The organism is Youngiibacter multivorans (genome assembly GCF_017873395.1).
Lineage (GTDB): Bacteria > Bacillota > Clostridia > Clostridiales > Clostridiaceae > Youngiibacter > Youngiibacter multivorans.
Genome location: NZ_JAGGKC010000002.1, coordinates 32,008 through 53,834, shown reverse-complemented (window position 1 = coordinate 53,834; position 21,827 = coordinate 32,008). Strand labels below are relative to the sequence as shown.

Below are 21,827 nucleotides of genomic sequence, written 5' to 3'. Positions count from 1 at the left end.
GGTTATGCATCAACCTCGAAGGGAGAGTGAACTGTGGACTATTCAGTTATAGTTCCGGTATACAACAGCAAAGAGACATTAAAGCCGCTTATTGATGAGATAGACGGCTTTTTCAGAGAATGCGGATATACCTACGAGGTCATCATGGTTGATGACGGCTCAGGCGATGGCAGCTTCGAAAGGATAAGTGAGCTTTCTGAATCCTACAGCCAGATCAAGGGTATCCATATCAGATCCAACATGGGTCAGCAGAGGGCTCTTGTCACAGGAATGCTCATGGCAAAGGGTGACTGGGCAATTACAATAGATGACGACCTGCAGCATGACATTAGGGATGCTTCGAGGATGATTTCCCTTGCAAAGGACGGCTGCGACATCGTATTCGGTGTATATGAGGACTATGGGTCTAAGGGTCTGAGGGCATTAGGTTCGAAGCTTGTAGGACTGTTCTTCAGGCTGAGATATGGAAACCTCCATGGGCTCAGGGTATCAAGCTTCAGGCTTGTTTCAAGGAATGTCTACAGGAATCTTGCTGATCCGGGCAACAGGTTCGTATACCTTAGTGCAGAGCTCCTTCCGTATGCAAAGCTTGTTGGAAATGTTGAGGTATCAAGGCGTGAGAGGTTATGCGGGAAATCAGGCTATGACCTTAAGAAATGTGTCATACTGTGTTCCAGGCTCTGGTTCAACTACGGATTGAAAAGTCTGGTATTCGGCGAAAGGAAGATGCACGATGAAGAGGATACTGATGGTTGGAGCGGGCAGCTGCCAGAGGAGCGCAATTTCGAGGATAAAGTCTCTGGGATATGAGGCAATAGCTGCTGACTACAATGAATGGACAGAGGCAAAAGGCCTGGCGGACCACATGGTCCTGGCCGATGCCTTCAGCCCTGAGGATATTTTAAGATGTGCAAGGGAATACAGGGTGGACGGTGTCATGACTTCAGGCACCGACCAGCCTGTTCTTTCAGTTACGCTTACTGCAAACAATCTTGGAATACCATCATTTTTAAGTGACGATACAGCTCTCCTTGTCACCAATAAGAAGCATATGAAGGAGAGGTTCAGGGAGAAGGGGATACCTACAGCCAGATTCAGTATTATTGGGAGAGGCTTCAGCGACACTGAGCTGTCCGAAATGAAGCCGCCTTTTGTCATTAAGCCACTTGACTCACAAGGCCAGAGAGGGATATTCAAGGTTGAAACAATAGAGGAAGTAAGGAGCAAGCTTGATGATGTCCTTAAGCACTCGAGGAGCAATGAGATACTTGTTGAAGAGTTCTACGAAAATGATGAAATTACAATAAGCGGATGGGTGGACAAGGGTAGGGTTAAGATACTCACAATAACCGACAGGGTGACTTTTTCTCCTGACGAACACATCGGTGTATGTACCTCCCATGAGAATCCATCTAAGCATATGGATCAGTATGGAAAGGAACTGAAGGAGCTAACAAGGAAGATCTGCTGTGACTTCGGTATTGAAGAAGGTCCCATCTATTTCCAGTTTCTTGTTGGCAGTGAGGGTATCAAGGTCAATGAGATTGCCTGCAGGCTTGGTGGCGCATATGAGGACATGACGATCCCTTATGCAACCGGAGCCGATGTCCTGCGTATGAACATAGAAGGATGCCTTAACAGGGACTATGACAAGAAAAGCCTGCAACATGCACCTGAACCTGAAAATACGAAGCCGTTCTCAACCAGGCTCTTCTTCTGTGGAGAGGGAGAGGTTTGCCACATGACTCCGGTTGAAGAGATTAAGAAGCTGCCTTACATCCTTGATGCAGGCTACAATATCCATATCGGCGACCTACTGCCAACCATTGAGAACGCATCCCAGAGGGCAGGCTATGTCATAGTCAAAGGAGAAACACGGCTGGAGGTTGAAGCGAACCTTATAGAACTGAGAAGGACAATGAAGGTTCTTGACAAGGACGCGAACAATCTCATAAGGACACTTTAGATTGGAGGAGAGGACAATGATCTGCCCATACTGCAGCAGCATAATGGAAAAGGGACATCTATACGGAGACAGGTACAGGCTCAAATGGCTGTCATCAAGTAAAAAGCCACTGCTCGGGATATTCATTGCTGGTGGTGAAAACATCGGTAAGTCTGGATTCTTTGGAAGACCGAAGGTTACAGCATACAAATGCAGCGTTTGCTCAAAGCTTACCATAGACCTTCTTGACCAGGAGGATTAAAAATGAACTATTTCACCAAGGAGTGGTACATTACCATGCAGAATACCGACCTGCATTTCGGCCTGGAAGAATCCAGGAAGGCAGGGAAGTTCTCTGAGGAATATTTCAGGAAGCAATACAAAAGGAAACTGGCTGAATTCATAAGGTTTGAAAGACGCATGGCAGAGGAATCGACATATGATTCAGACTTGGAAGAGCTGGAAACCTTCGACGAGGATGAGACATTAGCTGTCCAGGGAAAAGGTGAGGACATTGTCCTTAAACCTCTTCTGATATGGGCTGACCAACCAGTTGACCTCCTTGAAGGCGTCCATGAAGAAGCATTGAAGGAGCCTGTCGTATTCGATATTGAAGAAAATGAAGCTATCTTTGAAGAAGTCTTTCAAGGCAGGATGAAATGGTATGAAGTGAACCTTCCTGAAAAAATCAGGGGACAGATTGCTGACCTTAGGGTGTTTACGTTAGGCAAAGCTACAGGAAAGGTACTGAAAAAGGTCAGGAAATTATCCAAAAGGAACTTAAGAAAGGTCGAAAAAGCAGCCAAGGGGTACCAGAAGTACCTGAAGAATGAGAAATCAATCAGGAAGCTGTATAAGGATGGCTTTGACCTCCATGACTGCAGGATAACTGAAGTTATTAGTGAGAAAGGGAGGCTTACCATTGACCTTGACAACAGTGGAGGCTTCACTGATGTAGAGAGGCTTGTCCTTCTTAATCCGGAAATTACCTTGATGGAGAATGAACTTTCAGGTCTTTACTGGCTTTATGAAGAAGTCTACTGGAAGGGTGACAGGTACGAGCTTAATGTACTGCTTGCCGGGCAGGATGGAATTAAGTCATATTTCTTTGTAACATATGACAATCTTCTTATGGTACATGGTGAGAAGGATTGGGGAGATTTCGAATAAGAGTAAAGGATATGAGCCTAAAGTTATTTAGCCTCATATCCTTTACTTTTTCATGAATTATTCCGGGTTTGAAGTAGGATACTTATGGATTAAGCCGTGGACACTGCACGTTTAGTACTTTGCACAGTGGTTTTAGCTGGTTGCAGTTTATGCACATTACCTTGTCTAAATTAATCGAGTCTATAAATCCACTAATCCCTTCTCCTTTGACATATACCCGATTTGATTTTTTGAACAGGTTCTTCATTTTTTCATAACCATTGTTTCCGTTCGGGTTGGTGCCTGGGGGCAATTTCAGAAATTTCAGTAATCCTGACAGGTCATTGAGAAACCAATCCTCAATCGAATGTCTGGCTTTTACTTGATGAACTTTAACTGCGCCAAGGTTTTTAAGCATTGATTCAACTTCAGTCCATTTTACTGGTGGATTAGATGCAAAATCGAAGATATCAGTGTCATAACAAAGAAATACGGTATACTCTATTTCAGGGTGCTTTCTTCGGATATCCTTTTCAAATTTTCGCTGTACTCTGATTTTGAAATTTCCAATACCTTTTAGGTTACAAACTATAAGGTCTGAGACTTCAAATCGGTGGTTTTCTGTCATCGAGTGGAGTTTATCCTTAAATCTGCGGTATAATGCATCTTCAGTATCACCTTCAACGAATATCACGATTCCTCTTTTCATTGTGTATCCTCAGTATAGTAATCGAGAATAGAATCATCATTTTCACTCAAAAGATTGAAAATGTATTCGCCTGTTGACACAGAAAGATCACTGGAGTCATGGATTAAGCGGCTCGCAGCCCTCTGTTTGATACGTGAAAAATTCGCAATTCCAAACCTGTTCGGTAATCCTACATAAATACTGCTCAGCTCCATATACTGAATGATATATGGAGAGTGGCTTGTAAAAATAATTTTGCACTCATTGGAGAATTGGGACAGTATTCTAAGATAGCTCTGCAATAGCCTTGGATGTATGGAGTTTTCTGGCTCTTCTATTGCAATTATTGAGTAGCCATTTATGCCAGCGAGGATAAGGCTTGCAAGTATTAGGAATATCCTTTTGCTGCCATCTGATATATATTTAAAATTCAATGGCTGATTCAGGTTTTTGTCAATGACATACATCAGATAAATCTGGTTATCGACTATAAAAGGTACTTTTTCCCGTGAACTAGGATATGGGAAGTCAGTTCTGTCAATTTTTTCTACAACTACATCATCAATGTTTGGAAATAGAGTTTTAAATGAATCAATAAGCATGTCATAATTGGATCTATGCATGTTTTTCAAGTTGTAAATTAGCCTTGGGATGCTATCAATGTTACTAAGTGACAATTCATCTGAATCATTAAAAACTAATATATTTGATGTATATGACTGGCTGGCATCAAGATGACGTTCGATGTACATATTAATGCTGTTTATTTTTCTGATGATATCAAGAAAGTACAATGAGTCGTACGCCATCAACTTGTTGATTACAAGTTCGTTCTGCTCAATATTAATTTTATTTGTGCATCTTCCAGTTTCCGATGACTTATAAGTGGCTCCGGCACTGTCCCTTGTTATGAATAGGTTGTATTTTTGGCCTTTCTCGTTGACCTTAATTTTCAGCCACTCTCCAACTATTCTTGAGCCGAGGTTATCATCTCTGAACCATTTGAACTGATATCCATATATTGCCGAATATCTAATTCCGTCTGTCGTAGTTTCCATTGTAAACTCAATGCTGAAGTCATCAGAAGCTGTTTCGGTATTTATCGGGACTGCACTATGCAACTCCATCAACTTTCTTTTGAGGGCCTGATTTTCTTTTATAAATTCTATTCCGAATTTGATTCCACTTAGAATATTGGATTTCCCATAGCTGTTGACCGCAACTAAAGCTATTATTGAATCAAGATCCATTTCAACTTTTTTTACATTCCGATATCCACAAAGAGTTATCTTGGTAATTTTCAACTTAGACCACCTCCAAGTTTATATGAATTTCTAACTTCAATATACTCTTCATTCCAACGAAACGCAATAAAATAATGCGTAAATAAAATAAAGTTGCTAATAATATAAGATTAAAGATTGATAACGAAAAATAATTTATCGCTAGAGTTGATGGCATTTTGCTTCTGCAACCTAAATATGTTAAAGGACATACAATTTTAGGTAAAAAAATAGATAGAGCTTACACGTAAAACAGAATTAATTTCACTCCTAGCAGTTTGAAAGAGGTACAAAACACTATTGAATACATCCGACTCAGATGGATCTCAAGCAATTTTGAGCCTGATTCTGAACTTCCTTTATCCCATTCTGAAGAGCAATAGATGTTTGCATATAATCTGAAATAGACATAGACAAGAATATACCGTGCAATGCCACTAGGGCCTTACACGGTATATTCTTGTCTTCCAGGGATAGGTACCTGAATATCTTGTTATTCTCATTGCGTATAATGGATTTTCGAATTCACCGATGAGCTCTGTCTTTTCAGAAATATACACTAACAGCTCATCCATGTATGTACCACTGCCGTACAGGAAATCCCAGGTCGGGGCGGTTTTACTTATATAATCCATTTCCTCGTGTAACAGTATTACGGTTATTCCTCTTTCCTTTATGTAGTCCTCTATGGTCATCCCATTGTCTTCAAGGAATGCAAGGTTCCTTATGTCATAGAACCTTTGACCATCGAAGGCATCTATTGAGTTGAGATTTCCAAGGACTACTGAATCGTCAGATACAATTCCGTCAATTTCGTCAATCATGGCTTCAAAGCTTAGTTTGTAAGGCTTTGATCCGCTGTAGCTCTGAAGGCCTCCGTATAATCCTGAAGGAACGAGAACAAGTAATGAGATTGAAGTTGCAGCTGCAAGCCATCTTCGTTCGGGAGATTCTAATATTTTATCTATCATAGTCATCAGTACCAGTATTATAAATGGGATGAGGAAGACCACCGAAGTCTGATTGTACCTGCCGATTACAAGAAGCCCCAAGTTAATACCGAGTATCGCAGACCAGGGTAGAAATGTCATATTGAATATTCCTGATCCCCGGTTCCGCATTGCAAGTGCCAGCAATGGAATCAGCAAGATACTTGCAATCATAAGTACTATCTCGATCCGGATGTCAAACAGGTCGTAGGTTCCGCCGATTCTATGGTATAGCTTGTACCAGAACCAGTAGAAGCCTTCAAGTCTTCCAATGGGACTGCCTTCTATGCCGAGGCTTTCTCCGAACTTAAGGTATCCAGTCAAGAATCCAGGATTCATAAGGTTTCCAGCTGCAATATACGCCGCGAAGCCTGCCCCTGTCACAATGAAATATGAGACCAGGTCCTTTAGTCTTATCTCCTTCATGAACAGGCGGACTATAAGAACGGAAGCAACAGTCATTCCTATGAGGAAGCTGTTCGGATGGACACCGATGCCGAGGAGGGTAATAAGCGCAAGTGTCAAAGGTGCCCTTCTGCCATTAAGCATTGCTCCTGAGGCTATTCCGTATGCTGTAACGAGCAGAAGAAGTATGATACTGTCCTGCCTTCCAAACCTTGCACTATATAGGAACTGGATATTAAGTGCAAGGGTCAGGGTGCCAGCTATTGGAAGAAGCCAACCTTGAAGGGTTTTCGAAAGTATCCTGTAGAAAACTATGAGGGCCAGTGAAGCTGCAACAAGTGACAGCATCCTTGACGTAGCAGCTGAGCTGCCGAAAATTGTGAAGAACAAGGCTTCCAGGCTATGATAGAGCCACCTGAAGGGATGTACCACCCTGGGATAAAGGTCATAGAAAGGTTCGGTAACTGAAAAGGAGCTTTTCCTTATCATCTCTTCAGTCAGTCCTTTAAGCCACAGCTCATCTGAATGGATGGTTGGAAAGTCCATGATTGTAACCAGGTTTGCAATGAAGTATGCAAGGAGGGCGGTTACAGGAAGTATTCTTTTTATCGTTTTTTTCATATCCGACCTCCCTTTGTCTTACTGGTGTGATTTTGTACTTAGACGCTACCATACCTCTACATTCTAACACCAGTCTGCAAAGTATGAGAAGTGGCTGGAAATTTCACTGGGATATTTTCCTAACTTGTCATGCGAGAAGATACAAAGTATTTTTGTATCCTGATTGAAATTTAACTTTGGTGATTAAGGAATATAATCAAGGTATAAGTGATGGAAGCGAGGTGTTGAAATGAAAAGAGTATTGGTAGCAGTTCTTTTCTGTACTCTGTTCCTTGCAGCATGCACTACAGGCGGTGAAAAACCGACAGAGACGGGAAAACCAGAGGAGACTAAGCAGGAGGAGCCTGTTGAGGTAACAGAGGAGACTTTGCAGGAGTTCAGGAAAAGCCTTGAAACCTCCGATGACCCAGTTGGCATAAGGAAGCAGATGGATGAGATGATGGCTTCGGCATCTGAGGAGCAAAGCGATGCAATACTTGCTGATTATATTGGATACCTAGATGCGTACAGAAGGATTGGAATGACTGACGTCTGGAATAAGCTTCAGGGCTTGGAACCATATTTTGATGATGTGACAGAGGCCATAAGCCCTGATTCAGTAACGGATCCCGACTTGAAGGCTCTCTACAGCAGAATGGTGGATGCCGGCTACAGGTTCATTAGGATTGAAGGGACAGTGGAGCCTATAGTTGACTACGGTCTTATGGGGTCCTATTCTGGAAACATCTCAACTGAAATGGAGGAGTACCTTAGGTTCAAGGCCATGGATTCGGATAAGCCATGGGCCAAGGATGCCGGCATTGTAATCCCAGTCAGCGAGCTTGGCGAAAGGATCGCCGCTGCAGAAGGCTTCATGAAGAAATACCCTGAATCAGGATTCAAGGGAAATGTGTTGAGGGATTTTGGGAACTACCTTAATGGGTACCTCGGTGGCCTTGACAATACGCCGGTTACAGATGGTAAAGACTACTCGAAGGATTACCTCGAAGCCTACGAGGACTATCTTGAAAAGCATCCTGACACGAAGACGGCAGTCGTACTTGGAAGATATTATTCTAACTTAAAGGCTAAGGGATTTGCAGCACCCTATGACGACACGAACTCCGCTGAAAGGCTTGAATTCAAATGGCGCATCCAGGGCATGGCTGACAGTATAGTATCGGAGTATGGTTCAGTGGCTGAAAACAGCGATTTCCTAATAACCACTGAGAACCTTGTCATGAGAAGCAGGCCTGAAACAACAGGAGAACAGCTCTATGTAATTCCCAAAGGGACTATTGTCTTAGCGGAATTTTCCTGGAAGGGATGGGCAGGGGTCCACACCTCAGGATGGAGTGGGTACAGCTTCATGGAATACCTGAAGCCTGTTGCTTTTGATCCTGCACATCACAGGATGACCCAATGGAATGTAAATCTTCGTGAAAGCCCGGGTACGGAAAGTCCTGTCCTGATACTTATCCCGGCCCAGACAATAGTCTATGTCGATGAGATGGAAAACGGGTGGGGGAAGACCAGCTATGCAGGAAAGCAGGGCTACATCTCCTTGTCATTTGTGAAGGCGCCTTAGGATTATGCAGCCTTAGGAATAAAGTAATGATTTTTGAATGTACCCCTGCAGCATGTTGCTTCAGGGGTACATTCCTGTCTGGAGGTGATGGTGACCTGATACAACATTTTTGCGACGATATTTAGAATTATTGTTAAGTTAATGTCATAACATTTAAGGATATTGCATAAGTAAATACGATAACCATTCATTACAACGATACCATATAATAAAAGAGGTCGATGTGTTAGTTTTTGGACTACTTAGTTTGATAATTAACAAAACACTCCTTGGCAATCTCACAAATTCGTTTAGGAGGAAAATATGGCGAAGAAACATAAGGCTGTCAGGATCGTATTCCTGGCTCTCGTACTGATGTTTTCACTTACCGCGTGTTCCGTCGACACGACTTATCCAGGAACCAAGAATATAGTTGAAGCTTCCCAGGTAGGCAAGGATTACCTCTCAGGAGGAAAGGTCATTGTCATTGATGCCAGGGAACCGGAGGCATATGCGAAGGGACACCTTAAGGGTGCCATTAGCCTGACTCCGACTGAGCTTTCTGTTAGCACGCCAGTCCCGGGACTGCTTGCTCCGAAGGCGCAGATAGAGAGCGTTCTAAGTTCAAAGGGAATAGCAAACGACAGCATCATCTATGTCTATGATGAAAATGGCGGAGTATACTCCGGCAGGGTATGGTGGGTCCTCAAGGTATATGGTCACGAGAACGTCATGATCGTAAACGGAGGATCTAAGGCTCTCGTCAACGAGAAGCTGGAGCTGACCGCTGATGCTGCGAGCCTTCCTGCAACGAAGTATGTCGCTAAGGAAGCTGATACAAGCATGATTGCTACCTTCGAGGATGTGAAGTCTCTTACTGAGACTCCGGTCGATGGTACTGTAATTGTTGATGTCAGGTCACAGGCGGAGTATGATGCAGGCTACATTCCTACTGCGGTACTTTATCCTCATACCAAGAACCTGTATTCAGACGGAACCTTCATGTCCTCAAGGGACCTGGGGTTGTTCTACAAGGATGCGGGCATAACAAAGGATGAGAACATAATACTCTACTGCAAGACCTCATTCAGGGCTACTCAGACTGCTGCCCTGCTTCAGGAAGCTGGATTCACTAACATCAAGGTATATGACGGAGCCTGGGTCGAATGGGAGCAAAAGGGCACTGTTGCAGGACCGGAAACTCCGGCGCCTGTAGGACCATCGGACGGATCATAAACATCTGGAGGAGATTAATAAATGAACAAAAAGCTTATCGCAATTATGATGTCTGCTATGCTCACTCTGTCTCTCGCCGCCTGCGGCAGCAAGGACAATGGCACAGGATCCATGACGGTTCCTACAACTGCGCCTACAACAGCACCTACAACAGCTCCAACAGCAGCACCTGCTGCTGACATGTCAGCACTCGTAACCAAGTACTTCGCAGAGATGCCTGATAATGTCTACAAGATAGACAACAAGGAATTCGTTGCTAAGGTAAAGGCAAGTGAGGCCATGACAGTTATAGACATAAGAAGCGCAGAGGACTATGCAAAGGGTCATATCAAGGGCGCGGTCAACATGCCTTGGGGACCTGCCATAGCAGCTGGCCTAAAGAGCATACCTACAGACAAGCCAATATATATTTACTGCTACACCGGACAGACTGCAGGACAGGCTGTAACAACGATGAATATCGCTGGAATACCTGCAAGAAGTGTTCATCTTGGCTGGAACCTTGGAATATCAAAGGTTGAAGGCTATGAAGCAGCAACTTCCACTGAAGCTGCAACTCTGACAGGAACACCTACTAAGATAGACGCAACAGTACAGAAGGCAATGGACGAGTACTATTCAGGCCTTGCTGGAGTATCAGCCACCAAGTACAAGAACTACAAGATCTCCGAGGCTGACCTCAAGGCAATGGTTGATGCCAAGGATGCTGGAATGTACATACTTTCAGTAAGAAGCGCGGCTGACTATGCTGCAGGACATATCGAAGGAGCAAAGAACATACCTTTCGCAAAGGGAATGGCTTCATCCTTCGGAACACTTCCAAAGGATAAGACAATAGTTGTATATTGCTACACCGGACAGACTGCAGGACAGGTTGTCGCAGGACTCAGGCTCATGGGCTACAATGCGGTTTCGCTTAACGGCGGAATGGGAAATGCGGCCAATGCTCCTCAGGGCTGGGCAAACGCAGGATATCCTGTAGTAAAGTAATAAGAGACTAATAGGGAAACAGAGTGCCTTTTCGTGATAAAATCATGGAAAGGCACTTACTTTTAACATGCGGAGGCAATCAGGATGGATTGGATAAGATTCAACAAACCATTTGGTGATGAGGAGATATTCAATAGGGCGACGGAGACTTCAAGGCGACGCCTTTTTGACAATGACGGTATTGAAGAGATGCTTCAGAGGAGGCTTTCTTCAATTGACCTTTACAGCGAATCAGCTTCTCCATTCTTCATGCAGTCCGCGACTGCTGCACTTGAGGTAATGGCGCTGGCCATGGACTTCAAGTCTGGCGACGAAGTGATCATCCCGTCCTTCACATATCCTGCCACCGCCAATGCATTCGTCAGGGCTGGAGCATCCATTGTCTTTGCTGACATCGAGCAAGATACCTGCAACCTTGACCCGAAATCAGTTGAAAGGGCAATTACCGAAAGGACAAGAGCCATAGTCCCGATACATTATGGCGGAGTAGCTGCGGACATACAGTCCCTTATGGATATTGCCAAAGCAAGCGGAGCTGTCCTTCTTGAAGACGCGGCGCACTGCATCGGGGCAAGCTTCATGGGTCAGCCTCTTGGTACCTTTGGTGCCATGGGGGCGGTAAGCTTCCACTGCTCAAAGAACATAACCTCTGCAGGAAGCGGAGGCTGCCTGTTTGTAACAGATGAAGGTTATAGGGAAAAAGTATCCGAGATAATATACCAGGGTACGGACAGGGTGGCCTACAGGGAAGGAAAGGTAAGCTCATACAGGTGGAAGAGACCGGGTGGTGAGTATCAGATGCCGGTATTTTCCATGGCTTACCTGGAAGCTTCACTTGGTAGGCTCATTCAGGTAACTGACAGAAGAAGGGAGCTCTGGCTAAGATACCAATCTCAGCTAAGTCAACTTGAAACGGAAGGATACATAAAGCTGTGCAGGGTTCCAAAGAATGCCGGTATAAACGGGCATGTATTCTATGTTCTCCTTAACTTCAGGAAGGAAAGGGACTATCTCAAGGCTCATCTTCATAAACATAGAATAGAGGCATTCACCCACTATGAGCCGCTTCATGACACGGCTATAGGCAGAAGCAGAGGAAGATGTGAGGGTGACATGAGTGTTACAAACAGTGTTGCAGGAAGGCTTTTAAGGCTTCCGATGCACATGGGTCTGAAGGATGAGGATATCGACAGGGTATGTTCTGCCATATGTGAATGTAAGGAAGTTTAAGAGTCTTACCGGACAACTAAGTATATAATTTATAAGGCTGCTAAGGCGGCCTTTTGTTGTCTGGAAAAATAAGCAACAGTATTACAAAAGTATTTCCAAGTCATTTAATGAACAATTTTACTGATATTGTAAACATAACATTAAGTTATTATAGTAGCATTGTCATGTGAGCAGAACAGGTGGATAATGAGGTTATAAATATGCGGAGGGAATCCTCTGTAAAATAAGGTGGGTGCAAATATGAAAAAGCGGGCTAAGAAGCTGATTGCTATGGTCGCTGCTATGTTCATGCTCTTCACCGTTTTATTCACGTCGACTCTTGCGTCTGCAGATCCGATGACACTGCATTATATCGCCCTTGGAGATTCTGTAACCTATGGCATGTCTGCATACATTGTTCCTCCACCATCACCTGTTTATTTTGGTTATGCTGATATGCTCGAGGATGCTTTGGATGCTTTTCATGATGTAAATTACGTTAATGTTGGTACTCCCGGAATTGACTCCACCGGTCTATTCATGAGGGTGAAGTATTGCCCGATTACCAGACCTCTTGTCATGGACAGGGACCTGGTTACAATCAACATAGGTGGAAACAATCTGCTTAAGCCATTCATTGCAGGTATTTTTGCCGAATATGGCGTTATTGTAGATGGTGAAATAGATAATACAGAGATTGCGTCATTAGTAGCCAGTCTACAGGCAATGGGCCCGGTAGAAGCCCAGGCAAGGTACGAAGGCCTCAGCGATCCGGATGGTCCACTAGCAGCAGCTTTCAAGAAGGGGATACAGACCTTCAGGAAAGACTTCCCGAGGATAATTGGAGCTGTAAGGCAGCTTGCGCCTGAATCAATGATAATCGTAAACAACCTGTACAATCCGCTTAAGCCTGAGGATCCGCTTTATGCTTTTGTAGACAAGAGCATAGGCCAGATCAACAAGACGATAAACAGCATAGCGGAAGATGGCAGATTCGCTGTGGCTGATGTCTACAATGCCTTCAAATATTATGATGGTGATTTTGATCCTGTAATGCTCGACCCTGTTGCGGCAGTTGCCTATGCACTTTCTGGTAATATGGCCGGATTTGCAATGAGCATAGATCCGCATCCAAATACAGTGGGTCACATGATAATTGCAGAACTTCAGTTCCAGATTTGTATGAGTCATTTCTAAAATTGAAGTCAGTTTGCCAATATGACTTTCCCTATATGAAAAGGATATGCTATGAACAAGGATGGGAAATCCTTCATGGTATATCCTTTTTATTATTCAATGTTCCTTTATCTTGAGAGAGAAAGTACTCGACAATGCTGAAAAGGGATATAATCAGGGGAGAGGGCTTAAATATACCCTGAATATAGAAGATAGCTAAGAATAACTGGAGGTGGAGTCGTGCCGCTTGAAATCATAAGAAACGACATCATTAAGGTAACTGCAGATGCCATAGTCAATCCCACAAATAGTGCAATTGACGCCGGTGGAGGAGTGGACCTTGAAATACACAAGGCTGCAGGGCCTTTGCTTGCTGTTGAGTGCAGGACTTTGGGAGAATTGCCTGTGGGGCAGGCGAGGATCACGAAGGGGTACGACCTTCCTGCAAGGTATGTCATCCATACTGCTGGACCTGTATGGCGGGGAGGAAATTCTGGTGAAGAAGGACTTCTTAAGGATAGCTACAGGAGTTCACTTAACCTTGCCAGGGAATACGGGCTTGAAAGCATTGCGTTTCCTCTGATTTCCTCAGGGAGTTTCGGGTATCCCAAGGACTTGGCGCTGAGAACCGCGATATCTGTAATTGGGGAGTTCCTGCTGTCCAATGACATGACTGTATATCTGGTGGTTTACGACAGGGATTCCTTCATGCTCTCCAATAAGCTGTTCTCTTCGATCACACAGTACATAGATGAGAAGTATGTGGAGGAAAAGCCTGTATCAGTAAGAAGGCGCAGTGGAAACCTTCTTGAAGATTCGATGATGTCTCCAATGGAGTCTCAGGCACCTACGAGGAAGAGCAGGCGAAGCCTTGATGAGGTGATCGGACAGATGGATGAGACCTTCTCCAGGAGCCTTATAAGGCTAATTGATGAGAAGAAGCTCAAGGACACTGATGTCTACAAGAAGGCAAACGTGGACAGGAAGCTGTTCTCGAAGATCAGGAATGATGTCTTCTACAAGCCCAGCAAGGCTACCGCCATAGCATTTGCCATAGCGCTTGAGCTTAACCTTGATGAGACGAGGGATCTGCTCATGAAGGCGGGATTTGCACTGTCAAACAGCAGCAAGTCGGACCTTATCATCCAGTATTTCCTTGAGAGAGGAATCCATAACATATTTGAGATAAACGAGGCGTTGTACGGATTCGGGCAGGCTGCTTTGGGGGAATGAGGCCTTGGCCTTCTGCATCAGTATCAGTTAACCGGAATAGTCGGTTTTTCATTTGTCGCCTGCTGGGCGACCTTATGAGCCTTCCTAAATGGTAACCTTAAGTCAGAAAAAAGATTTGGAGGTTATCAAAATGAAAAAGAATCTTACTGAGCTGGTATTCATCCTTGACAGAAGCGGGTCGATGAGCGGACTTGAAAGCGACACCATAGGCGGATACAATGCGCTGCTTGATAAGCAGAGGAAGGAACCCGGGGATGTCATCCTTACTACGGTGCTGTTTGACGACAGGTATGAGCTGCTGCATGACAGGATAAACCTTAAGGGGGTCGCTCCAATAACGGACAAGGAGTATTTCGTTAGAGGAAGCACAGCTCTTCTTGATGCCATAGGCAATACGGTGAACAAGATAGTGAATGTGCAGAGGCATACAGCTGAAGATGAAAAGGCAGAGAACGTCATGTTCATCATAACCACTGACGGCATGGAGAATGCAAGCCGCGAGTTCACCTATGAGAAGATCAGGCAGATGATAGGACGTCAGAAGGAGAAGTATGGATGGGAGTTCATGTTCCTCGGAGCCAACATCGATGCTGTGGCAACAGCGGAGCGTTTCGGCATAGACAGGGACAGGGCGGCTAACTACAATGCTGACAGTGAGGGCACTCAGCTGAACTATGAGGTCATAAGCGAGACTGTAAGCTGCATGAGGGCTGAAAGCAGCATCCCAAAGGACTGGAAGGACCGTATAGATGAGGACTTCAAGAAGCGCGGGAGGAACAGATGACCATGTTTGGAGCAATAATCGGAGATATCGCAGGATCGGTATATGAGTGGAATAACATAAAGACCAAGGACTTTCCTCTTTTGACCAGAAGATGTTTCTTCACAGATGATACAGTGATGACAGTTGCAATCGCGGAAGCGATTGAAAATGGAGGAGACAAGGACGACTTCGTCTCTTCCATGAAGAAATATGGCAGGCTTTATCCTGATGCTGGATACGGCGGACGGTTCGGAAGCTGGCTGTTTTCAGAAGATACAGCTCCCTATGGAAGCTATGGAAACGGGTCAGCAATGAGGGTCTCAGCTGTAGCCTGGGCGTATGATGGCATCGGGCAGGTGGAGGAAAAGGCCGCTCTCAGCGCTGAAGTCACCCATAGCCATCCGGAAGGGATAAGGGGAGCTCAGGCAATCGCTGCCTGCATCTACCTTGCCAGGACAGGAAGCTCCAAGGATACCATAAGGCAATATGTGGTGACAAGGTATGGTTATGACCTTGGAAGGAGTCTGGACCAGATAAGACCGTCCTACAGGTTCAATGAGACCTGCCAGGAGACTGTTCCTCAGGCCATAACTGCTTTCCTTGAGAGCACAGGCTTCGAGGATGCCATAAGGAACGCCATCTCCCTTGGAGGAGATAGTGACACCCTTGCGGCCATAACAGGAAGCATTGCTGAGGCTGCATATGGGATACCGAAAGAGCTTGAAGAAAGGGTTTTTGAGTTCCTTGACGACAGGCTCGGAGCTGTAGTAAGAAGATTCAGGGAAGAGTATGTGAGAGAGTCGCATAAGAATAACTTGTTTGTTTAATGTGGGATCACCCGAAAGGCTTACCTGAACTCTATTTTTCGGGCTGAAATTCAAAGGTTATTTAGAAGGTATAAGGGACCTGATTGAATGTTTATTCAAATAATGTTCATTTCTTTGCAAATTCATATTGACTTATCGTTATTATGAAAATATAATAACAACATAAGTAACGGCGCTTGAAGATAAAATCTTCGGGCGCCGTTTTACTTATTCAAAAATGCGGAATTTGTTGGTTGAATTTTAATTTGGGACAAAGCATGTAAAAGTTTACGAGGGGTATTGATAATGTTTACAACGTCATATATAATTTGAAATGTAGCAAAAAGATACGGCATATCTCAATTTGAGACGGTAAATCGATAAAAATAAGGTCAAATATTGAAGATGTATCAAAATGAGATTTTGTATTACGAAAGAGTAAAGATTCTGAAAATTGTCCTGAATTTGAAAATGACTAACTAAATCCGCGAATAATTTATGTTGTAATCTATGGGGTAAAAATAGATTAAATTAAAGTTTGGGAGGAAAATATGACAAATATCGTGAATGTTCCAAGTCTTACAACTGATGAAAGGGTGAATATGCTTAGGGCGGCCATAGAGCATAGGGCAACCTGGATGGGTCTCATGTATTCCGAGGCGAAGGCAATGGGATATGACGCAGAAGCTTTCACAAGAGCTGCAATAAGGAAGACCGGGAGGATCCACGGTGAGGCCATCAAGAATCAGATGGTGGACACACAGGACATACCGTACTTCAAGACGCTGTTCCTGCATGAGGGAGTCCTGAAATATTTCGAGATGGATGTCAAGAGCCTTGACAGGGACAACCTGGTGGTTGAGTTCAACTACTGCCCGCTTATCTCAGCCTGGAAGAAGCTTGGCTTTGATGACGAGACATGCGAGCTGCTTTGTGACATGGCAATGGACGGCGACAGAGGAATAGCGGAGACCATGGGTTACACCTTTGACCTTACTGATACCATCGCAAAGAGCTGCAAGACCTGCAAGCTTCACTTCCACAAATAGGAGAATCTTCATAATACCTTGATAATTTCATGCTTCAATTTTGGTGTATCGACTGCTTGAAGAATCAATCGACAGAAAGGGGAAAATCATGAAAAAAATCACTAAACTCGTAGCACTGGCAGCAATCTCTACAATGATCCTACCGGTACTCGCAGGATGCGGATCCAAAGCCCCAACACAGGAAGCACCAGTAAAGATAGCGGTAGCGGCACCTCAGACAGGCGACTATGCAGAATACGGAACAGGCTTCAAGAATGCGGTGAACCTCATGGCTGAAGAATGGAACGCAAAGGGCGGAGTCCTTGGAAGAAAGATCGAGGTAGTCGTATATGACGACAAGAACAACGGTGAAGAGGCAGCGACAATAGCTGAGAAGATAGCAAGCGATGACAGCATATCGGCTGTAATCGGACACTTCGCATCAGGCGTTGCAATGGCAGCCACTCCAAAGTACCAGGAGACCGGTATAGTCAACATATCCCCATCAGCATCACATGCTGATTTCACCAAGGAAGGAAACTTCATATTCAGGAATAACACAGTAATCTCGATAGAATCCAAGGCAGCAGTTGAAATAGCTTTGAAGACCCTTGGAAAGAAGAAGATAGGAGTCCTTTCAGTTAAGACAGACTGGGGTACAAACACTGCAGGCATAGTCAAGAAGCTCATAACGGAGCTTGGTGGAGAGCTTGTTGACCACCAGGAGATAGTTGACGGAACAGTTGACTTCAGCCCGAACATATCCCAGCTCAATAGCGCAGGTGCCGAAGTAGTGATAGTTGCGGCGATGTACAACACGCTTGCCCCGCTTGCAACCCAGTACAAGGCAGTGAACAAGGACATTCAGTTCGTGGGCTTCTCCAATGCATACAGCCAGCAGCTCATAGAGCTTGCGAAGGAAAATGCTGAAGGAATACACTTCCCGGCTCAGTTCTTCTCAGGATCGACAAAGCCAGAGGTTGCAAAGTTCGTAGCGGACTACAAGGCGAAGTACGGAGCAAACCCTTCAAGCCTTACAGCACAGGCATATGACAGCATGGGTATAATCCTTACTGCAATACAGAATGCAAAGTCGACTGACAGGGCGAAGATAAGGGACGAAGTTGAAAAGATACAGTATAACGGAGTAACCGGAGCTACAAAGTTCAATGAGAACAGAGACTCTGTCAGACCGTTCACTGTAGTCAAGATAGAAGGCGGAAAGTTCGTAGAAGTAAAATAGCAGTTTGTGAAGCCGGCAATGGAGCTAAGGAAATGACTTATTGCCGGCTTCATGGGTTTAATAAAAGAGGTTCTCGACAGGGGGAAAAGATATGTTCTTAGAGCAGCTAATCAACGGCATCACACTGGGAATGGTCTACGCGCTTATTGCCGTCGGCTACTCTTTAGTATTCGGCATACTGAGGCTTGTGAATTTCTCGCATGGCTCCGTATATGCCTTCGGAGCGCATTTCGCACTCCTTTTCATATCGATGAATATGGGGATCATCCCTGCAATAGCCTTGAGCGTAATACTCACAGGAGTACTGGGAGTTCTTATAGACAAGTCTGCGCTGCAGCCACTCCGGTCGGAGAAGTCCAAGCCCATTGCGGCGCTTATAACGACGATCGGAATTTCATACATCATACAGAACCTTCTCATGATCGGGTTCGGAAGCCAGACCAAGTTCTTCCCGAAGCTTTTCGACTACGGTACCGTGAACATACTTGGCTCCCAGATAGGGACCACACAGCTTTTCATATTCCTGGTCTCACTTGTACTTCTCTCGGTCCTGACCTACATAATAAGGTTTACCAGGGTGGGCCTTGCCATGAGAGCGGTTGAGCAGAACCAGAAGGCGGCTCACCTCATGGGTATCGATGTCAACAAGGTTATAACCTTCACGTTCTTTCTTGGAGGAGCATCAGCGGCTATAGCCGGCTCACTCATCAGCGGCTATTACCAGATGGTATATGCAGGCATGGGCTTCATGGCAGGAATGAAGGCTTTCTCGGCAGCGGTACTTGGAGGAATCGGAGTCCTTTATGGCTCCATATTCGGAGGAGTCGTGGTTGGGATATCAGAAAGCTTCGCTGCCACTTACCTTGGAGGCAGCTACAGGGACGCAGTGGCGTTCGTCATTCTTATATTAGTCCTTCTTGTAAGGCCAAACGGCCTGTTCGGCAAGAAGGGGATAACGAAGGTGTAGCATGAGAGATAAGATTGGAAAAATAAGGCTTTCAGGTCTTTTGGAAAAGGTCAGTTCATTCTATGCAAGATACAGGCTTTATTCGAATATCGCTCTGGCACTCATTATACTTCTGCTTCCCTTCATAGTCGGGTCGCAGTACATAATGAGGATAATCATAATGATCGGTGTCTATGCCATACTTGCACAGTCACTGGGTCTTATAACAGGCTATGCCGGACAGACCTCGCTGGGACATGCTGCGTTCTACGCAATCGGAGCTTATACCTCGGCCATAATCAGCATACAGACAGGCTGGAGCTTCTTTATAACAGCACCTATTGCTGCAGTATTTGCAGCCCTAATGGGCCTTGCCCTGGGTCTGCCAACACTGAGGCTCTCTGGAACATACCTGGCGATTACCACCTTAGGCTTCTCCGAGTTCGTGAGGATGGTTCTTCTTAACTGGGAGCCGGTCACAAACGGACCGCTGGGCATATCGAGGATTCCAAGGCCAAGCATTTTAGGAGTTGACCTCATAGTAGGCAACAACGGCCTTTACTATCTGATGCTGGTGTTCCTCCTGATAACCACGGTTGTCATATACAACATAGTCAACTCAAAGGTAGGGCGTGCTCTAATGTCCATAAGAGATGATGAGCTTGCTGCCACCATGATGGGAGTGAAGACAACCTACTACAAGGTGCTGGTGTTTGTTATCGGAGCGTTCTTCGCTGGACTTGCAGGTGCATTCTATGCACACATGATCAGATTTATTGATCCAAATACCTTTACCTTTGATACATCGATACTGATACTCAGTATTGTAATACTCGGAGGCATGGGTACGATAAAGGGAATGTTCGTTGGGTCGGCGCTTCTCATTTCCTTTCCGGAGGTCATGAGGTTCCTGCAGGAGTACAGGTTCGTCGTATACGGGGTCGTTCTGGTCCTAACCATGAGATTCAGACCGCAGGGGATCCTAGGCGGACAGAAGAAGACGCCATACAAGCTGCCGAAAGGCGTGACTGAGGATCTGACAAGGAACAAAGAACAAAGGATGAAGGAGATGAAAGCGGGATGGCATATCTAGAGGTCAAAGACATTTCGATGCGGTTCGGCGGCCTGGTGGCCGTTGACCAGGTCTCAATCTCCGCTGAAAAGGGTGAGATAGTAAGCATAATAGGACCGAACGGAGCAGGTAAGACTACCCTCTTCAACATGCTGACAGGCGTGTACAGGGTTACCGAGGGCGAGATCAGGCTGGACGGCAAAACCATAAGCGGCATGATGCCTCAGGACATTGTCAAGGCGGGAATGGCGAGGACCTTCCAGAACGTAAGGCTTTTCGGTGACATGAGGGTGATAGAGAATGTGCTTTTGGGAATGCATGTCAATACAAGCTACAGCTTCATGGATGCGGTTCTCAGGACGAGGAGATTCCGCTTTGCGGAGGCTGAAAAGCACAGAGAGGCCATAAGGCTGCTTGATTCAATAAAGCTGAAGGACAAGATGCACAGCTATGCGACTAACCTTCCTTACGGTGACCAGAGAAGGCTTGAGATAGCGAGAGCAATTGCAACGGGTGCAAGCGTTCTGCTTCTTGATGAGCCCGCGGCAGGAATGAATCCGCAGGAGACCGATGAGCTTCTTGAATACATAAGGAAGCTGAAGGCAGATGGACATACTGTAATTCTCATTGAGCATGACATGAGCCTGGTCATGAACATATCTGACAAGATCTATGTTCTTGACTATGGCAAGAAGATAGCTGAGGGTCTGCCTAAGGATATAGCTAGGGATCCGAGAGTAATAGAGGCCTATCTTGGAAGGAGGGATGAAAGTGCTGACAGTAAAGAATCTTAACACGCATTACGGCAACATTCATGCCCTTAAGGGAGTGGACCTTGAGGTCAGGCAGGGTGAGATAGTGACACTCATAGGCAGCAACGGTGCAGGAAAGAGCACGACATTAAGCACGGTGACCGGACTCCTTAAGCCAACAAGAGGTGAGATAACCTTCAATGGAGTAAGCATTGCAGGAAAGCCGCCTTCTGAGATAGTCAGGATGGGCATAAGCCTGTCGCCTGAGGGCAGGGAGGTATTCCCTGCGCTGACGGTGGAGGAGAACCTTTCACTTGGGGCGTTCACAAGGAAGGACAAGGCAGCAGTAAAAAGGTCCTATGACAGGGTCTACGACCTTTTCCCAAGGCTTTCTGAAAGGAAGAAGCAGACTGCAGGAACACTTTCAGGCGGCGAGCAGCAGATGCTTGCAATTGGCAGGTCGCTTATGGCTGAGCCGCAGCTTCTCATGCTTGACGAGCCGTCATTAGGGCTTGCTCCAAAGCTTGTAATGATGATATTTGATCTGATAGTTTCAATAAACAAACAGGGAACGACGATCTTGCTAGTTGAGCAGAATGCAAACATGGCCCTGTCCATAGCGCACAGGGGATACGTGCTTGAGACGGGCAAGGTGATACTGACAGACGATGCCAAAGCCCTTGCGACTAATGAAGCCGTAAGGCGAGCTTATCTTGGACAGGTGGAAGAATTTTAATTTGGGGGTGC

22 protein-coding genes are annotated in these 21,827 nt (G+C 45.3%); 18 read left to right on the top strand and 4 right to left on the bottom strand.

Annotation, left to right across the window (positions count from 1 at the left end; translation table 11 throughout):
• The first annotated feature begins 33 nt into the window (after positions 1-33).
• The 4 genes from J2Z34_RS01810 to J2Z34_RS01795 are packed head-to-tail and all read left to right on the top strand — an operon-like array spanning position 34 to position 3,115.
• The gene (locus J2Z34_RS01810) at positions 34-810 is read left to right on the top strand and encodes a glycosyltransferase (protein WP_209458143.1); all 777 of its coding nucleotides are present in this window, start codon (positions 34-36) and stop codon (positions 808-810) included.
• Entirely contained in the window at positions 734-1,966 is a 1,233-nt protein-coding gene (locus tag J2Z34_RS01805; protein ID WP_209458142.1) for an ATP-grasp domain-containing protein, read from the top strand. Before J2Z34_RS01810 ends, J2Z34_RS01805 begins: the two co-directional genes overlap by 77 nt.
• Before the next feature lie 16 nt (positions 1,967-1,982).
• On the top strand, positions 1,983-2,207 hold the full coding sequence (locus J2Z34_RS01800; RefSeq protein WP_209458141.1) for a PF20097 family protein: 225 nt from the start codon (positions 1,983-1,985) through the stop codon (positions 2,205-2,207).
• Positions 2,208-2,209: 2 nt separating this feature from the next.
• Positions 2,210-3,115 (top strand): DUF4085 family protein, encoded by a 906-nt coding sequence (locus J2Z34_RS01795; RefSeq protein WP_209458140.1) that lies wholly within the window; start codon positions 2,210-2,212, stop codon positions 3,113-3,115.
• Positions 3,116-3,197: 82 nt separating this feature from the next.
• On the opposite strand, the gene J2Z34_RS01790 is transcribed toward J2Z34_RS01795, so the two are convergent.
• From J2Z34_RS01790 to J2Z34_RS01780, 3 genes are all read right to left on the bottom strand, one after another.
• Positions 3,198-3,803: a hypothetical protein gene (locus tag J2Z34_RS01790; protein ID WP_209458139.1), complete on the bottom strand. Its 606-nt coding sequence runs from the start codon at positions 3,801-3,803 to the stop codon at positions 3,198-3,200.
• Positions 3,800-5,086, bottom strand: a complete 1,287-nt coding sequence (locus J2Z34_RS01785) for an AAA family ATPase (RefSeq protein WP_209458138.1) — start codon at positions 5,084-5,086, stop codon at positions 3,800-3,802. Before J2Z34_RS01785 ends, J2Z34_RS01790 begins: the two co-directional genes overlap by 4 nt.
• Before the next feature lie 416 nt (positions 5,087-5,502).
• A complete protein-coding gene (locus J2Z34_RS01780; protein ID WP_209458137.1) occupies positions 5,503-7,080 on the bottom strand; it encodes an ArnT family glycosyltransferase in 1,578 nt (525 codons plus the stop codon).
• 229 nt (positions 7,081-7,309) lie between these two features.
• Here J2Z34_RS01780 and J2Z34_RS01775 point away from each other — a divergent pair, with 229 nt between their 5' ends.
• Both J2Z34_RS01775 and J2Z34_RS01770 read left to right on the top strand, forming a co-directional pair.
• Positions 7,310-8,647, top strand: a complete 1,338-nt coding sequence (locus tag J2Z34_RS01775) for an SH3 domain-containing protein (protein WP_209458136.1) — start codon at positions 7,310-7,312, stop codon at positions 8,645-8,647.
• 303 nt (positions 8,648-8,950) lie between these two features.
• Entirely contained in the window at positions 8,951-9,862 is a 912-nt protein-coding gene (locus J2Z34_RS01770) for a sulfurtransferase (protein WP_209458135.1), read from the top strand.
• Positions 9,863-9,876: 14 nt separating this feature from the next.
• On the opposite strand, the gene J2Z34_RS17940 is transcribed toward J2Z34_RS01770, so the two are convergent.
• Entirely contained in the window at positions 9,877-10,044 is a 168-nt protein-coding gene (locus tag J2Z34_RS17940; protein WP_425348031.1) for a hypothetical protein, read from the bottom strand.
• Between J2Z34_RS17940 and J2Z34_RS01765 the strand changes: the two genes are divergently transcribed.
• The 12 genes from J2Z34_RS01765 (at position 9,974) to J2Z34_RS01710 (ending at position 21,816) form a co-directional block, all read left to right on the top strand.
• On the top strand, positions 9,974-10,852 hold the full coding sequence (locus tag J2Z34_RS01765) for a rhodanese-like domain-containing protein (protein ID WP_425348030.1): 879 nt from the start codon (positions 9,974-9,976) through the stop codon (positions 10,850-10,852). The two genes, J2Z34_RS17940 and J2Z34_RS01765, sit on opposite strands and share 71 nt — an antisense overlap.
• Before the next feature lie 84 nt (positions 10,853-10,936).
• Positions 10,937-12,082, top strand: coding sequence for an aminotransferase class I/II-fold pyridoxal phosphate-dependent enzyme (locus tag J2Z34_RS01760; protein ID WP_209458133.1), 1,146 nt, complete (start codon positions 10,937-10,939; stop codon positions 12,080-12,082).
• A 240-nt stretch (positions 12,083-12,322) separates the two neighbouring features.
• Positions 12,323-13,258, top strand: coding sequence for an SGNH/GDSL hydrolase family protein (locus J2Z34_RS01755; RefSeq protein WP_209458132.1), 936 nt, complete (start codon positions 12,323-12,325; stop codon positions 13,256-13,258).
• Between the two features lie 219 nt (positions 13,259-13,477).
• On the top strand, positions 13,478-14,470 hold the full coding sequence (locus J2Z34_RS01750; protein WP_209458131.1) for a macro domain-containing protein: 993 nt from the start codon (positions 13,478-13,480) through the stop codon (positions 14,468-14,470).
• 130 nt (positions 14,471-14,600) lie between these two features.
• Positions 14,601-15,254, top strand: coding sequence for a vWA domain-containing protein (locus J2Z34_RS01745; RefSeq protein ID WP_209458130.1), 654 nt, complete (start codon positions 14,601-14,603; stop codon positions 15,252-15,254).
• The gene (locus J2Z34_RS01740; protein ID WP_245250463.1) at positions 15,251-16,060 is read left to right on the top strand and encodes an ADP-ribosylglycohydrolase family protein; all 810 of its coding nucleotides are present in this window, start codon (positions 15,251-15,253) and stop codon (positions 16,058-16,060) included. The genes J2Z34_RS01745 and J2Z34_RS01740 overlap by 4 nt, the downstream gene beginning before the upstream one ends.
• Before the next feature lie 530 nt (positions 16,061-16,590).
• Positions 16,591-17,088 carry an L-2-amino-thiazoline-4-carboxylic acid hydrolase gene (locus tag J2Z34_RS01735; RefSeq protein ID WP_209458129.1) on the top strand — a complete coding sequence of 166 codons (498 nt, stop codon included), beginning with the start codon at positions 16,591-16,593 and terminating at the stop codon, positions 17,086-17,088.
• Between the two features lie 88 nt (positions 17,089-17,176).
• Positions 17,177-18,310 (top strand): ABC transporter substrate-binding protein, encoded by a 1,134-nt coding sequence (locus J2Z34_RS01730; RefSeq protein WP_209458128.1) that lies wholly within the window; start codon positions 17,177-17,179, stop codon positions 18,308-18,310.
• A 91-nt stretch (positions 18,311-18,401) separates the two neighbouring features.
• Complete coding sequence (locus J2Z34_RS01725; protein WP_209458127.1) at positions 18,402-19,277, top strand: branched-chain amino acid ABC transporter permease; 876 nt, start codon at positions 18,402-18,404, stop codon at positions 19,275-19,277.
• A 1-nt stretch (position 19,278) separates the two neighbouring features.
• Positions 19,279-20,349 carry a branched-chain amino acid ABC transporter permease gene (locus tag J2Z34_RS01720; RefSeq protein WP_209458126.1) on the top strand — a complete coding sequence of 357 codons (1,071 nt, stop codon included), beginning with the start codon at positions 19,279-19,281 and terminating at the stop codon, positions 20,347-20,349.
• Positions 20,337-21,122, top strand: a complete 786-nt coding sequence (locus J2Z34_RS01715) for an ABC transporter ATP-binding protein (protein ID WP_209458125.1) — start codon at positions 20,337-20,339, stop codon at positions 21,120-21,122. The genes J2Z34_RS01720 and J2Z34_RS01715 overlap by 13 nt, the downstream gene beginning before the upstream one ends.
• Positions 21,100-21,816, top strand: coding sequence for an ABC transporter ATP-binding protein (locus J2Z34_RS01710; protein WP_209458124.1), 717 nt, complete (start codon positions 21,100-21,102; stop codon positions 21,814-21,816). Before J2Z34_RS01715 ends, J2Z34_RS01710 begins: the two co-directional genes overlap by 23 nt.
• The last annotated feature ends 11 nt before the right edge of the window (positions 21,817-21,827 follow it).

Bases quoted from the DNA above. Each gene is read 5' to 3' on its own strand.
- J2Z34_RS01770 (WP_209458135.1), top strand. From the start codon at position 8,951: ATGGCGAAGAAACATAAGGCTGTCAGGATCGTATTCCTGGCTCTCGTA.
- J2Z34_RS01760 (WP_209458133.1), top strand. From the start codon at position 10,937: ATGGATTGGATAAGATTCAACAAACCATTTGGTGATGAGGAGATATTC.
- J2Z34_RS01730 (WP_209458128.1), top strand. From the start codon at position 17,177: ATGAAAAAAATCACTAAACTCGTAGCACTGGCAGCAATCTCTACAATG.
- J2Z34_RS01755 (WP_209458132.1), top strand. From the start codon at position 12,323: ATGAAAAAGCGGGCTAAGAAGCTGATTGCTATGGTCGCTGCTATGTTC.
- J2Z34_RS17940 (WP_425348031.1), bottom strand. From the start codon at position 10,044: ATGTCAGCAGCAGGTGCTGCTGTTGGAGCTGTTGTAGGTGCTGTTGTA.
- J2Z34_RS01720 (WP_209458126.1), top strand. From the start codon at position 19,279: ATGAGAGATAAGATTGGAAAAATAAGGCTTTCAGGTCTTTTGGAAAAG.
- J2Z34_RS01715 (WP_209458125.1), top strand. From the start codon at position 20,337: ATGGCATATCTAGAGGTCAAAGACATTTCGATGCGGTTCGGCGGCCTG.
- J2Z34_RS01800 (WP_209458141.1), top strand. From the start codon at position 1,983: ATGATCTGCCCATACTGCAGCAGCATAATGGAAAAGGGACATCTATAC.
- J2Z34_RS01740 (WP_245250463.1), top strand. From the start codon at position 15,251: ATGACCATGTTTGGAGCAATAATCGGAGATATCGCAGGATCGGTATAT.
- J2Z34_RS01725 (WP_209458127.1), top strand. From the start codon at position 18,402: ATGTTCTTAGAGCAGCTAATCAACGGCATCACACTGGGAATGGTCTAC.
- J2Z34_RS01765 (WP_425348030.1), top strand. From the start codon at position 9,974: ATGACGGTTCCTACAACTGCGCCTACAACAGCACCTACAACAGCTCCA.
- J2Z34_RS01805 (WP_209458142.1), top strand. From the start codon at position 734: ATGAAGAGGATACTGATGGTTGGAGCGGGCAGCTGCCAGAGGAGCGCA.
- J2Z34_RS01795 (WP_209458140.1), top strand. From the start codon at position 2,210: ATGAACTATTTCACCAAGGAGTGGTACATTACCATGCAGAATACCGAC.
- J2Z34_RS01790 (WP_209458139.1), bottom strand. From the start codon at position 3,803: ATGAAAAGAGGAATCGTGATATTCGTTGAAGGTGATACTGAAGATGCA.
- J2Z34_RS01735 (WP_209458129.1), top strand. From the start codon at position 16,591: ATGACAAATATCGTGAATGTTCCAAGTCTTACAACTGATGAAAGGGTG.
- J2Z34_RS01745 (WP_209458130.1), top strand. From the start codon at position 14,601: ATGAAAAAGAATCTTACTGAGCTGGTATTCATCCTTGACAGAAGCGGG.
- J2Z34_RS01780 (WP_209458137.1), bottom strand. From the start codon at position 7,080: ATGAAAAAAACGATAAAAAGAATACTTCCTGTAACCGCCCTCCTTGCA.
- J2Z34_RS01775 (WP_209458136.1), top strand. From the start codon at position 7,310: ATGAAAAGAGTATTGGTAGCAGTTCTTTTCTGTACTCTGTTCCTTGCA.